Below are 15,183 nucleotides of genomic sequence, written 5' to 3' on the forward strand. Positions count from 1 at the left end.
TTACAATTCCTCTTCCTCTTAAGTGATATAGCTAGCACTGGCAACCACTAAAGTACGCCTCAGGGACTGGGAGAATTGTTGTTATTGTTAAAGGAATCCTTATGTGTTTTTTGCCCGTCTCTGGCATTCCTGAATTATCTCTCCGCACATTATTAGTGCTAGGTGCGCTCCTGGCCTTCAGCCACATTGGCTATGCCGATGAAAACCAGCTCGATAGTCCGGGCCAATCCATTACGCTGGAATCGCAGCAAAGCTATGAAGGTACTTGCAGCAAGCTGGTGATTGCCGGCGACGACTATACTTCTGCTTGTGGTACCAGTTTGGTGGTACTGACCATGAGTAATGGCAGTGTCTCCATAACACTGCAGCGAGGTGATCAATTCCTCGGCCTTTATGGTGCGCAGGCTCACCGACACTATTACAACATTCACGGCGCCATGGTTAGCGAAACCGATGCGCTGCCGTTGCAAGGATATTGCGAAATGATCATCGCCATGAATGGTTCCAGTGCACTGATTTGTCAGATGACAGATGAAACCGCCGCGCCTTGGGAAATCCGCTTTGCGGAACGCCGCTAATTTATAGTTCTATTGTGTGATTTTTATTTTTCCAGACACCTCTGGTATTTGATTAATCCCTGTTAAGCGGAGCAATTCCAATTATCGCCAGCACTGGACAGTTATAGGAAAACAGTGATCGTTATGCCAGTTTCAATTTTCTCTATCAGGAACAACGTAGCATTTATGTTGGGTTATTTTTTCAGGAAATATCTTTTTCTATTGCCTTTCCTCATCGCCATCCAGTCAGCAAACGCAGCGACTTTTGACATTTCCACACCGACACAGGAAGGTACATTTACCTTGACCTGGAGCGGGGCGCGCACTTATGTGGAGATTTACGAACTGGTTGGTACCACACGGATGCGTGTCGGCCATAATTACGGCATCAATGGTTCATTGAGTATCGCAAAGTCTCCAGGCACCTACACTTATATTCTGGTTGACGTTTATATGATGGGCGCCTACGGGATGAACCAGCCGATACCGCTGCGCACTGAATACCAGAAAACGGTCGTGGTAACGCCACCTACGGTACCTCCTGCTGTACTTTCGAGCCTGATGGTGACGCCCAATCCGTTTAGTGAAACTATTTCGGTATCCTGGGACGGCCTGGCCAACGCGATTCACTATGAGTTGCAGCGCAACGGTAGCCTGGTGTACTCCGGCGCTGCCACCAGTACTACACCTTCAGGTTCGCAGGCAAATACCAGTTATACCTTCCGCGTGCGCGCCTGTAATACCTATGGCTGTTCCGATTGGAAAACGGCCAATGCGGTAACGCTACCAGAAACCTTTGGTGTTCCAGCTACCAGTACAACGGGTCAATACAGTATTTATGCGCAAACGCCACCTACAGCAACCTATACCCGAATTGAAGAGCGAGTCGGGACAAGCGGCTCCTGGATAACATTGACCACCCTGGCGGGGAGTCAATCCTATTCGGTTACGCGTGCCAACGGAACTTATTACTACCGTCTGTTTTATTGTGTGGCCAATGGACAGTCATTGGATTGCACACCGCGTCATCAGGAAAAATCCACGATTGTTTCCCAGCCTGTTCCGGTAGTTTCTGCCAGTTTTAATGCGGCTACGATTAACGAAGGAGGAACAGCCACGCTGAACTGGAGTTCGACTCATGCCACTGCGTGCAGCGCTACCGGTATCAGTGGCGTCAGCGGCACGTCTGGCAGCGTGACCTTCCAGGCGCCGACAGTGATGAGCGGCAACCAGACGGTGAGCATTCCGGTTACCTGTACCGGGGGTGGTGGCAGCAAAACAGCTACGGCATCACTCACGATCAATTGGATTAATGATCTGCCGACTCTGTCCGCCATTGGCAATCGCACTATTAATGAAGATGCCAGTACCGGTGCCATTGCCTTTACCCTGGGCGATGAAGAAACCCCGGCAGCCAATCTGACCGTTACCGCTACTTCCAGTAATGCAACCCTGATTCCCAATGCCAATATCCAACTCGGTGGCAGTGGTACCAATCGCACCATCAATGTGACACCGGCGGCCAATGCCTTTGGCAGTGCCACCATCACTGTGCGGGTGACGGATGCACACGGCGGTCAGGCCCAGCAGTCGTTCACGGTTACCGTGAATGCGGTGGACGATGTACCGGTGATTTCCGCCATCAATAATGTATCGGTGAATGAACTGGCTGAGACCACCGTGAATTTCACGGTGACGGATATTGATTCGCCAGTCAGCGGTATCACGGTCACTTCCAGTGCCAATGGCACAGTGACGCCGGTCTTGAGTGGGAGCGGTAATAACTATTCGGTCAAGTTGACAGCAGGCCGTATCACTTCCACGAACTCATCTGCCCAGGCCACCATGACCGTTCGGGCTCCCTTTGGTAGTAGTGCAGTTACCCGTACCTTCACGGTGACGGTTAATAACCTGACACCACAACTCTGGATTGAGGAAACCGGTACCACAGGTATCTATGACCTGAAATGGGAGTACGGAACACAGGGAGTACGCCTGTTTGAAAACGGTGTTGATATCACGGCCAGTTCATCGGGCAGTGCCTCTGCCGTGGGCAGCAGACGCATTACCAAGACGGCCAATGGTACCTTTACGTACTATCTTCAGGATTGTGTTGGCGTGACCCAGGCAGGCTTGGTGTGTCAGGGCACCCACAGCCAGAAAAGTATTACTGTCGCCTTTCCGAAACCGGTGGTTAATGCCAGTTTTAACCGAACCGCAGTCAATGAGGCCAATGCGGGCGCTGCTAATACCACGGCCAACCTGAGTTGGAGTTCGACCCATGCCAATAGCTGTACGGCCACCGGTATCAGCGGTGTCAGCAGCACCTCCGGCACGGTGACCTATACAGCACCGGCCACACTGGTCAGCAGCCAGACTCATACGGTTACAGTGATCTGTACGGGTAATGGTGGCAGTATCTCGGCTAATGCCTCGATCACATTGACCGCCTTGAATGATGTTCCGACGTTTTCCACCATCGGCAACCGCATCATCAATGAAGACACCAATACCGGTGCCATCGCCTTTACGGTAGGGGATGAGGAAACTCCGGTAGCAAATCTGACCGTTAGCGCCACCTCCAGCAATACTGCATTGATTCCCAATGGCAACCTGGTGTTCGGCGGCAGCGGTGCCAATCGCACCCTGACAGTGACGCCAACGGCCAATGCCTTTGGCAGTGCCACTATCACCGTGCGGGTAATCGATGCTCAGGGTGGCCAAGCCCAACAATTGTTCGCGGTTACCATCAACCCGGTTAACGATGCCCCAACGCTCTCGGCCATTGCCAATATCACCATCAATGAAGACACCAGTACTGGTGCGCGGGCGTTTACCGTCGGCGATGTTGACACCCCAGTAGCCAATTTGGTGGTCACAGCCATCTCCAGCAATACCGCCTTGGTGCCTAACGGCAATATTGCCCTGGGTGGCAGCGGAGCCAACCGCACAGTCAATGTTACGCCGATTGCCAATGTCCATGGCACAGCCACGATTACCGTGACTGTATCGGATGGCCAACTGACCGCCAGCCGCAGTTTTGTTGTGACGGTGAATCCGGTGAATGACGCACCGACAATCTCGGCCATTGCCAATATCACTATTGACGAAGACGCCAGCACAGGCGTGCGAGCTTTTACCATCGGTGATATCGATACACCGGTAGCCAACCTGATTGTTTCGGCCACGTCGAGCAATACCACACTGGTCCCCAATACCAATATTGTTCTAGGTGGCAGTAGTACCAGCCGCACGATCAATATCACGCCAGTGGCCAATGGTTATGGCACAGCCACCATTACCGTCACGGTATCGGATGGCCAATTAAATACTTCAAGAAGTTTTGTGGTGACGGTGAATTCGGTCAATGATGCGCCGACAATTTCCACAATGGCCAATATCACTATCGATGAAGACACTAGCACCGGTGCGCGGGCGTTTACCATCAGTGATATCGACACTTCGGTTTCGTCATTAACAGTGACAGCCACCTCCAGCAACACCACTTTGGTCCCCAATACCAATATTGCTTTAGGTGGTAGCGGAGCCAATCGCACGGTTAATATCACGCCAGTGGCTAATGGTTATGGCACGGCCACGATTACCGTTACGGTATCGGATGGTCAGTTAAGTACTTCAAGAAGTTTTGTGGTGACGGTGAGTCCAATTAATGATGCCCCGACGATTTCTACGATCGCCAATATCACTATCGACGAAGACACCAGCACCGGTGTGCGAGCTTTTACTATCGGTGATATCGATACGCCGATAGCTAACCTGACCATCTCAGCCTCATCGAGCAACACTGCTCTGGTTCCTAATACCAATATTGTTTTAGGTGGCAGTAGTACCAGCCGCACGATCAATATCACGCCAGTGGCTAATAGTTATGGCTCGGCCACGATTACCGTTACGGTATCGGATGGCCAATTAAATACTTCAAGAAGTTTTGTGGTGACGGTGAATTCGATTAATGATGCGCCGACAATTTCCACGATTGCTAATATCACCATCAATGAAGATACCAGTACGGGTGCGCGGGCCTTTACCATTGCTGATATTGATACTCCGGTGGCTAATCTGACAGTCACGTTTACATCGAGCAATACCACGCTGGTACCCCATGCCAATATCATCTTGGGTGGCAACGGAGCCAACCGCACGGTTAATGTTATGCCAGTTGCCAACGGTAATGGTGCGGCCACCATTACCGTCACAGTATCCGATGGTCAGTTGACGGCCAGTCGATCTTTTGTGGTGACAGTGAACCCGGTCAACGATGCACCAACGATCTCCGCGATTGCCAACATCACCATCGACGAAGATACCAGCACCGGTGCACGACCCTTTACCATTGCTGATATTGATACCCCGGTAGCTAACCTGACGGTAACTGCCACCTCCAGCAATACTGCGCTGGTACCTCATGCCAATATCACCTTGGGTGGCAGCGGCGCGAGCCGCACCATCAACGTCACTCCGGTAGCCAGTGGCCATGGCACAACCACGATGACGGTGACGGTATCGGATGGGCAATTAAGTGCTTCAAGAAGTTTTGTGGTGACGGTGAATTCGGTTAATGATGTGCCGGTGATCTCAACCTTCAGTAATCGTACTATTGATGAAGATACCAGTACTGGCGTAGTTCTCTTTACAGTGGATGATGAAGAAACTGCCGCCGCTTCCCTGATCGTATCGGCTACCTCCAGTAATACGGCCCTGGTGCCCAACAACCGCCTGGTTCTGGGAGGTAGCGGCACCAATCGCACGCTGACAGTGGCGCCCTTAGGCAATGCCTTCGGGGTCACTACTATTACGGTAACTGTGACGGACGCCGGTGGTGCCTCTGCCCAACGCAGCTTTGTTCTGACAGTAAACGCCGTCAACGATCTGCCGACCATTACACCCATCCCGGAGCAGCGTATTACGGCAGGAACCTCAGCCCCCACTTTGAATTTCACTATCGGCGATATCGAGACCCCGGCAGCGTCACTCAGTGTCACCACCTCATCCGATAAGCCTGGCCTAATCGCCACCAGTGGTATTGTGCTGGGCGGCAGTGGCGCCACCCGTACCCTGAAGATTACTCCGGTGGTTGGTCAGAGCGGTTTGGCAATGGTGACCATCAAGGTCACTGATGCTGACGGTGGTGAAAGCACCTTGTCGGTTAAGGTCTCTGTCTCGGCTGACACCAGTATCACTTTTGATATGGCCAATGCACCGGCGAGCTTCATTCACAACCTCACCGATGGTGTGACAAACTTGGGGAGTGGTGATTTTGTGGCCATCACCCAGGGCGCACTCAATGTGGATGGTGGTGCAGCGTCCTACAAGGTTGCCATTGACTTGCCACCTGCGATTCGTGATCTGGCACCGACATTGGGGTTGAATTACAACAGTCACGGTAGTGACGGGGTGATGGGGGTTGGCTGGTTTCTCAGTGGCCTATCATCCATCCATCGCTGCCGTGCTACCTTTGCCTCCGAAGGTGCAGAGGCCCAAAAATCCAACCCGCAATACACCCAGGGAGATCGCTTGTGCCTGGATGGTCAGAAATTGGTTATTGCCGGCAGCAGTACCCCGGCCAATAACAGTGCCTATTGGGCTGCCAATGCGATCTACCAGACGGAGATCGACAGCTTTACCCGTATCCAGGCCCATGGTTCCCATGAAGGCGGGCCGCAGTATTTCACCCTGACCACCAAAGACGGTCGTACCCTGACATTCGGTGAAGAAGCGACCAACCAGAAGAGCCGTATCTATGCACCGGGCCAGCCTAATGGTCCCATCAGTAACTGGATGCTGGACAAGGTGGAAGATCGCTACGGCAACCGCTATCAAGTCTATTACCTGCGAGATACTGTCATAGGGGAACACTACCCATCCCATATCACTTGGGCGCCGGAATCGGCTGTGGTATTCAGTTACATCGACCGCACCGGCAATACACCTTGGGGTTATGACGGCGGTCATCAATATGTGCGCACAAAACTATTGGATAAAGTCACGACCTACATTGGTATAACCGATAGCAGCACACCGACAGCCGGTACCAGGGTTAGGGAATACGACATTGATTACCAGCTCAGCGCGACTACCAATCGTCATCTGGTGAAGGAAATCCGGGAATGTGGTTTTACCTCGACCGGAGTCAGGCAGTGCGCGAAGCCTTTGCAGTTTGAGTGGCAGATGGGGGAGCTTGGGTTTGAGCAAGCAGGGCAACCCTTGGCTTACGAGGGTGTTCTTTACGAGGACATCAATAATGATGGCTTCGTGGATGTTATTGGCGAGAAAAGCATATTGGCCTGGGGTTCTGCCACCGGGTTTGTTGCAGCGAATGATAGCGCAGACGAGTTTCTCCGTACTATTCAAACCCGCTTCGGAAAATATATGGCCAGGGGAGTGCTTCGAGGAGATTATGTGGATATCAAGATAATCCGTATGTCTCCTTCAGGCATGGAAACCTCCTCGACGGTTGTGTCGCTGACAAAGGCAAACTTGCCGCAGGTTCACGCCGTTGATTTAAATAATGATGGGTTGACGGATCTCTATATCGGTGGTCACCTCTGGATTCAGCAGAGCGATGCTTCGTTCGTTGAATCTCTGGCAACCGTTACTTACCCTTATGAAGCGCCCTCTTCTTACAGTGGTATCCAGCCCCATTTTGTGGATATCAACAATGATGGGCTTCTGGATCGAACCGGTGTGTCCTTTCACGGATTAGTGGATTCGGGGCTTTTTAACAACGTGCTCTATGGTGCTCTGAATGAGGTTGATAAATTCGGAGCCTTCAGTAGCTCAATGCGGGTCAGTTCGGTATCACCAGCAACCAAAGTATCTGGGGTTGGGCATATTGATGCACCTCTCCACTATCGCTATACATCTAATATCGGTTTTTGGCATTCCTGGATCGATATCAATGGCGATGGTCATGCGGATGTGCTCTATGCGGATAAGCATTCAGGCGCGCCGCAATGGCGGATTCGTTTATCAACAGGAGATGGTCAGTCATACTCGCTACAGCCGTTGATTACCTCGGGGGCATCGGTTGTACCCATGAATAACGTTGCTCTTGGGCAATATTCTTTTGTGATGGATTACAACAAGGATGGAGTAGATGATTTTATTGTGTTTTTTTCCAGTGGCCCTGGTGAGCGCGTCATGCGGGTATTCTATGGCTCTTACGTCAATGGAACCTTGTCGTTTGTCAATGGTGGCGTAGATCCGCTTATGGGCAAGCTGGGTTACCTGGTTGGGTTGGATATTGTTCCTGGAGAGCAAACCATTAACCCTTTCCGCGGTGATATCAACAATGACGGTATCCCTGATCTTGTCATCGGTGGCGCAGCATACTTTGGCAAACAGCAACAGCCCGACCTGCTCAGCAAAGTTACCGACGGCTTCGGTGCAATCCAGGAGCTGGGTTACAGCCCCTTGGTGGACGATGACAATAACGGCAAACCACTGTATACCCCGGATGCCGTAGCACCCGCCTTCCCGCAAGCACCTGCCAGTCGCGGTATGCAGGTGGTCAAGCAACTGTCCGTCAGCAACGGCCTCGGCGGCCAGGTGCACACCTGGTTTCACTACACCGGCGGCAAACAGGATTTACAGGGGCGCGGCTTCCTCGGGTTTGCGAAGATCGAAACCACCAGCACCAGTAGCGGTGTGGAAACCGCCACGCACTATCTGCAGGGGTTCCCCTATACCGGCCGCATCAGCGAGGTGCTGATCAAGGACAGTGTCAGCGGCAACCTGATCAGCCGCACCCAGAACCACTACACAACGCACAGCCATAATGGCCGCTTCCCCTACCTGGATTACAGCATCCAGCAGGATTACCAACTGCTTACCACCTCGCTGAACACACCACTGGCCGTCAACAAAGTGGAGAACAGCTTCGATGTCTGCGGCAATCTCATAGGGCGCACTACCACAACTGGCACCGGCCTGTCCGGTATAACCGTTACCGGCATTCTGGGCACGGCTACCTTGACCAACACGTTGATCAACACGAGTGACAGTGATTGTTCCGATGACTTCGTGTCGGAAACAACCGTAACCTACACCGAAGCAGGGGATATTAATCCGCGCACGGTCACCACGACCTTCGAGCCGAATGCCCAGTTTGATGTGTATCAACAGACCGTGTTTGAAGGTACGGCCCTGGAAGTAGTCACCACTACCAATCGTAATGAACAGGGCACCATCACCGATACCGGTGCCATAGCAGCAGACCTGAACAGCACCAATACCGCGGCCCGGATCACCAGCTTCAGCGATCTCGATAAAGGTATCTACCCGGAGGCAGTTACCAATGCTGCCGGTCATATCGTCACGCTCAGCTATGACTACCGTTTCGGCAAGGTCAACCAGGAAGCCGATCCCAACAGTCTGATCAGCAGTCGGGACTTTGACGTGCTGGGTCGCAATGTGCGTGAAACCGCTGCGGATGGCGCCATCACCGAACTGCTGTCCTGGTACTGCGCCAGCGCACCGGTCACCTGTCCGAGTCATGCGGTCTACCTGACAGCCACCCGCGTCACCCACCCGAGTGAACCGGGCAAACTGGGCGCACCGCTCGCCATCACCTACTACGACAGCCTGCAACGGGTGGTGCGCAACGAAACCCACAGCCTCAACCAGGCGGTGGTGAAAAGCGATACCCAGTACACCGCAGCGGGGTATGTCCATCGCGTGTCCGAACCCTTCACCGGCTTCGCCAGCCACTGGACCACCTACAGTGACTACGATGCCCTGGGGCGGGCCAACACCATCATCGGCCCCGACGGCGGCAGCCTGGGTGTGACCTACAGCCTGGATGCCAACCGGCTCAAGACCAGTGAAACGGTCACAGTGGTCACGCCCAACAGTACGGACATCCAGACTACTCGCCGCTATACCAATGCCCTCGGCCAGGTGGTCAGGGTCGAGGATGCGCGGGGCACCCCGGTGGATTACACCTACGATGCCCAAGGGAATCTCAAAACGACCATTGTTAATAACAATGCCCTGACCACCATCACCGTCGTGCACGACCTGGCCAGCAACAAAACCCGCATCACCGACCCGGATGCCGGGGTGATCGACTTTGCCTACAACGGCTTTGGGGAACTGCGCAAGCAGACCTGGCAACCCGACCTGACCGGCCACACCAAATCCATCACCTACACCTATGATGACCTGGGCCGCAAAACTCATCGCATCGACCAGCCTGCCAGTGGTAACGCCACCAGCTATAGCTGGGTATGGGATGCACCGGGCCAGTTAGGTTTGCTATCCAGCCAATCAGGTAATGGTTACAGCGAAAACTATACCTACGACCCGCTATCCCGTGTGCAGACCCAAACCACCAGCATCACTGGCCTGGCTGGCGGCAAAGTCTTTACCTACGGCTACGACAGTTTCAGCCGACCGGCCACCACCACCTACCCGAACGGCCTGACTATCACCCGCGATTACCAAGCCAGCGGTATGCATGTGCGCACTCGTGACGTCACAGGCAGTACTGACAACACCCTGTGGGTTCTAGGTAAGCAACAGAATAATCGTGGCCAGTTGACTCACGCGCTCTACGGCAACGGTGTCGTCACGGCTCATACCTACACCGACAGCAACGGCCGCCTGGCCAGTATCACCAGCGGCCGGTTAACGGCCAGCAACACGCTGAACAGCCTCAACGGCGATATCCAGGCGTTGAGTTATGAGTTTGACAGCCTCGGCAACCTGCGCAGCCGCACCACAAAGCGCAGTGACAACAACGGCCTGGCTTTTGAAAACACTACCGAACGTTTTGCCTACGACAAGCTCAATCGGGTCACTGCCAGCACCACCTCGGGTCTGGGCCTGTTCAACCGTAGTCTGGATTATCAGTATGATGACCTGGGTAACCTTACCTACCGCAGCGACACCGGCGCATTGGCCTATAACCGCACTGGCAATGCCGGTGTGCATGCTGTTACCAGCTCAGGCACCAGCGGCACACCTGATTACAAAACCTATGCTTATGATCGCTACGGCAACATGACCAGTCGCGGTGGTGAAACCATCAGCTATGACGTGTTCAACAAACCCCTGACCATCAACGGCAGCAATGGCACCAGCAGCTTCAGTTATGGCCCCAACCATGAACGGTTCAAACAAATAACCGGTGGCAAGACCACCTACGTAATCAATGGCGGTGCCTACGAAGAGATCGTCGACAACAACACAGGAACCGTAACGCAAAAGAGCTATGTCGATGGCTTTATGGTACAGACCAAAACCGGTACGACAACCGACATCACTTACCTGCATAAGGATCATCTGGGCTCGACGGAAGCGATGACGGATGCGAACGGCAACCTGACCGGCAGGATGAGCTTTGGGGTCTGGGGGCAGCGACAGCAGGCCAGTTGGCAGACGGGTACCCCACCCACGACGGAACTCAACAGCTTCAAGACCCAACAGGGCTACACTGGCCATGAGCAGCTCGACAATCACGATCTGATTCACATGGGCGGGCGGGTGTATGACCCCACGATTGGGCGGTTCCTCTCCGCAGATTTGTACATCCAGTCGCCATATAACACACAGAGCTTTAACCGCTACAGTTATGTGTTTAATAATCCTCTAAGTCGCATAGATCCAACGGGGTATTTTTCAGACATGATGCAGTGGGCTATGGAGTCGTCCTATCAACACGCGTCGGGGTGGTTCTGGAATGCCAGCTACCAGGCGGCACAAGCACAGATTAATTATTCGCAAGCCAAGAAGGCGGCAGAGCGGGCTGCCAATCAGGGAACGCCTACGGTTTGGATGGAGGAATTGCCACGGGATGAAAAGGAGGAGCTACAATCAACAAGCAAACAAAAGAATGGTAATGGGCTCAGTTTGGATGGTGCACAAGAGGGGCTTAAACCTACCGAAGCAGAATATAAGTTGATTTCTGAAGGTAAGTTGGCAGAAATGTGGCAAGGAAGGTGCGCTGCCGGCGACCCTATTGGCTGCGTCGGTTTTGCAACATGGGGAGACCCTGCTGACGTTCTAGCAATGCACGGTAAAGTAGATGGTGCTTATTGGGTGGGGGTTGGTGCCACAGTTCGATTTAATGCGCGCAATGGATTGCTTACGGGAAACCCTGAGCTATTACTTAACCCTGATGCTTTGAATACCGCTGTACTATCTTTTGGAAAGGCCATTGCAACCGCTCACTTAGACGCAACTGCCGCAGACTTATCTGGTAGACACTACTTTTTACGAGCTGACGAAATTACCCAATATCACCATGTAGTTTTTGATCGGTTTAATGTTAGTAGGCGATGGTATGGTGGAAGTTATGGGACGGGCAGACATGAGCCTTTGCTGGAGCCTTTTTATTGTCGGCCATCTTGCGATAGTAATTGACGGGGGTATTTGTGAAAAACTGGTTTCTTATTGGAATTTTTATGGCATCTTCTAGTTGCAGTGTTAATTCAAAGTCTATTGACTTTGAAGGGTTAAAAATCCCTCAGGAGTATGTGCTGCATGCTCCTTCCGAAGGTCCAAAGGGAGTTTTTGATGATGAGTCTATTGGTATCGCGCTAGTGGTTCCAGAAGATGAAGTTAAACGTAAAATTCCTCGGTACCAGATTGAAAATAGAGGAAAACGAGAGTTAAGTTTTGTTGTGGAACAAAGCTTTATTGATTTGAATGCCGTTAGTAATTCTGTCCTCACGAGTTTTGTTAAAAGTGATACACGAGTTGATGCTGATAAATATTTGCCATACGAGCGATTATATCGTTCATCAGATAGCTGGCTGTTAGTGTCGTCTGAGGGTGGAGGTAAATTCTTGGAGGCACAATGTAGTCGGTCGGGGCTGACTGGCAATGTTGAAGTTTGTTATTTTAAGAAAAACGTAAATGGATATGGTGTTTCATTCCACTTGGAAAACACTAATATTGCTTTAGCAAAAGAGTTTGAGGATTTTATATCGGATAAGATAGAGAATTGGCGAAAGTAGTGTTCATAAATTGTACTAGCTCAAACTTGATCTGACACTTCTTCTGGATGGGCGAGTTTACGACTCCGCCTGTCCTGTCCGATGTCCCGATAAGGCAGTACTAATTTTTTCAAGTTCATTTTTTGGTTAAACGCACAAAATTTGAACAATGCTCTTTAACAATCTGTAAAATCCGGTTTTTTCATTTTCGGCATGATAAAAACCCCGGACAATAGATTCCGCTACAAGGTTTTATGTCTCACGCTATAAATTTCTTCAGGGCGGTGAAAAATAGATTCCTGTCAATGCACCATCCCATGCAGAAAACATCAGTGGCTTTCCGGTGTGAGGTGTTGTGTTTTTCCAAACCTCGAACGGGGTCAATCCGTTTAAATTCTGGTGTGTCCGAATATGGTTATACCAAAACCTGAAAGTATCCAAATCTGTTGAAAGATTTTCAGTGAAGCCCGGTGTGTAATGTTTCAGCTTCTGCTTCAAGGTTCCAAAGAAGCGCTCAATTTTTCCATTCATCCACGGGCAGCAAACCTCCGAGCGCTGGTGCTTGATCTGTAACAGCCACAGGCCAAACCGGAAGAGTTTCGAGGTAAATACCGGCTCATTATCCGTGTTGACCAAGTTCGGTTTTCCGTATTTTTCTACAGTATCCAATAGATACCGCAACAACGTTGCCGATGCTTTGCCGGGGATTGGTTCCAACTGCAAACACAGCCGGGTTCCTGAATCCACAATACCCAAAATGGTTTGTGGTATGTGCTCATCATCGTTAACGTACGTCAGGTCCATTGACCATACAAGGTTTTTGGGTAATGGCCTGGGTGTGCGGTTTCTTAGTGTTTTACGTAACAACAGGATTTCTTTGGCGTGTTTCTGGATGATGGTGGCTGTATACGTTTTACTCACGGACATGTCCTGTTTTTCACGATAAAGCCTGTTAAAGGCATCAGCCACTTTCCGGCAGCCATCGTGAACCATAAACGCTTTGAGCCGGATAATTTCCTGTTTAACCCATGCCGGTTTGCGTTGTCGTTTTACAATAATTATCGATTGTTTTTCGGTTGATTTGATTTTTTGTTTTGCACGGAAAAGCGGTTTTTGTCGTTTTATCAATAAGCCTAACAAGCGAAGGTGCTTCAGGAAGACAGTTTTCTGCTGAATCCAAATAAGCCATGCAGCCTCGATAAAAATCCTTATTGAAACAACAGTCACAATTATCTCCTGTTAGATATTTTTGTGTGGCAGCTACACCTACGATGCCCAGGGCCACCTCAAGACCACGCTCGTCAACAACAATACCTTGACAACTATCACCGTCGTGCACGACCTGGCCAGCAACAAAACCCGCATCACCGACCCGGATGCCGGGGTGATCGACTTTGCCTACAACGGCTTTGGGGAACTGCGCAAGCAGACCTGGCAACCCGACCTGACCGGCCACACCAAATCCATCACCTACACCTATGATGACCTGGGCCGCAAAACTCATCGCATCGACCAGCCTGCCAGTGGTAACGCCACCAGCTATAGCTGGGTATGGGATGCACCGGGCCAGTTAGGTTTGCTATCCAGCCAATCAGGTAATGGTTACAGCGAAAACTATACCTACGACCCGCTATCCCGTGTGCAGACCCAAACCACCAGCATCACTGGCCTGGCTGGCGGCAAAGTCTTTACCTACGGCTACGACAGTTTCAGCCGACCGGCCACCACCACCTACCCGAACGGCCTGACTATCACCCGCGATTACCAAGCCAGCGGTATGCATGTGCGCACTCGTGACGTCACAGGCAGTACTGACAACACCCTGTGGGTTCTAGGTAAGCAACAGAATAATCGTGGCCAGTTGACTCACGCGCTCTACGGCAACGGTGTCGTCACGGCTCATACCTACACCGACAGCAACGGCCGCCTGGCCAGTATCACCAGCGGCCGGTTAACGGCCAGCAACACGCTGAACAGCCTCAACGGCGATATCCAGGCGTTGAGTTATGAGTTTGACAGCCTCGGCAACCTGCGCAGCCGCACCACAAAGCGCAGTGACAACAACGGCCTGGCTTTTGAAAACACTACCGAACGTTTTGCCTACGACAAGCTCAATCGGGTCACTGCCAGCACCACCTCGGGTCTGGGCCTGTTCAACCGTAGTCTGGATTATCAGTATGATGACCTGGGTAACCTTACCTACCGCAGCGACACCGGCGCATTGGCCTATAACCGCACTGGCAATGCCGGTGTGCATGCTGTTACCAGCTCAGGCACCAGCGGCACACCTGATTACAAAACCTATGCTTATGATCGCTACGGCAACATGACCAGTCGCGGTGGTGAAACCATCAGCTATGACGTGTTCAACAAACCCCTGACCATCAACGGCAGCAATGGCACCAGCAGCTTCAGTTATGGCCCCAACCATGAACGGTTCAAACAAATAACCGGTGGCAAGACCACCTACGTAATCAATGGCGGTGCCTACGAAGAGATCGTCGACAACAACACAGGAACCGTAACGCAAAAGAGCTATGTCGATGGCTTTATGGTACAGACCAAAACCGGTACGACAACCGACATCACTGTAAGCGCCTAACTAACCCCATCTATCGAGTTAATTGTTTTTTTACTAAGGTACTTTTCCTAAATTCACCAGGAGG

5 protein-coding genes are annotated in these 15,183 nt (G+C 51.7%); 4 read left to right on the forward strand and 1 reads right to left on the reverse strand.

Annotated elements, in window-relative coordinates; translation table 11 throughout:
• Window positions 1-101: 101 nt before the first annotated feature.
• The 3 genes from CJA_RS00620 (at window position 102) to CJA_RS00630 (ending at window position 12,538) form a co-directional block, all read left to right on the forward strand.
• The gene (locus CJA_RS00620) at window positions 102-578 is read left to right on the forward strand and encodes a hypothetical protein (RefSeq protein WP_012485809.1); all 477 of its coding nucleotides are present in this window, start codon (window positions 102-104) and stop codon (window positions 576-578) included.
• 165 nt (window positions 579-743) lie between these two features.
• Window positions 744-11,942: a tandem-95 repeat protein gene (locus tag CJA_RS00625; RefSeq protein ID WP_041550802.1), complete on the forward strand. Its 11,199-nt coding sequence runs from the start codon at window positions 744-746 to the stop codon at window positions 11,940-11,942.
• An 11-nt stretch (window positions 11,943-11,953) separates the two neighbouring features.
• Window positions 11,954-12,538 carry a hypothetical protein gene (locus CJA_RS00630; protein WP_148208766.1) on the forward strand — a complete coding sequence of 195 codons (585 nt, stop codon included), beginning with the start codon at window positions 11,954-11,956 and terminating at the stop codon, window positions 12,536-12,538.
• Window positions 12,539-12,793: 255 nt separating this feature from the next.
• Here the strand turns inward: CJA_RS00630 and CJA_RS00635 are convergent, their stop codons facing one another.
• A complete protein-coding gene (locus CJA_RS00635) occupies window positions 12,794-13,744 on the reverse strand; it encodes an integrase core domain-containing protein (RefSeq protein WP_012485811.1) in 951 nt (316 codons plus the stop codon).
• 22 nt (window positions 13,745-13,766) lie between these two features.
• Here CJA_RS00635 and CJA_RS00640 point away from each other — a divergent pair, with 22 nt between their 5' ends.
• Window positions 13,767-15,119, forward strand: a complete 1,353-nt coding sequence (locus CJA_RS00640; protein ID WP_012485812.1) for a hypothetical protein — start codon at window positions 13,767-13,769, stop codon at window positions 15,117-15,119.
• Window positions 15,120-15,183: the final 64 nt, after the last annotated feature.

Origin of the sequence: Cellvibrio japonicus Ueda107, from assembly GCF_000019225.1 — a bacterium.
Lineage (GTDB): Bacteria > Pseudomonadota > Gammaproteobacteria > Pseudomonadales > Cellvibrionaceae > Cellvibrio > Cellvibrio japonicus.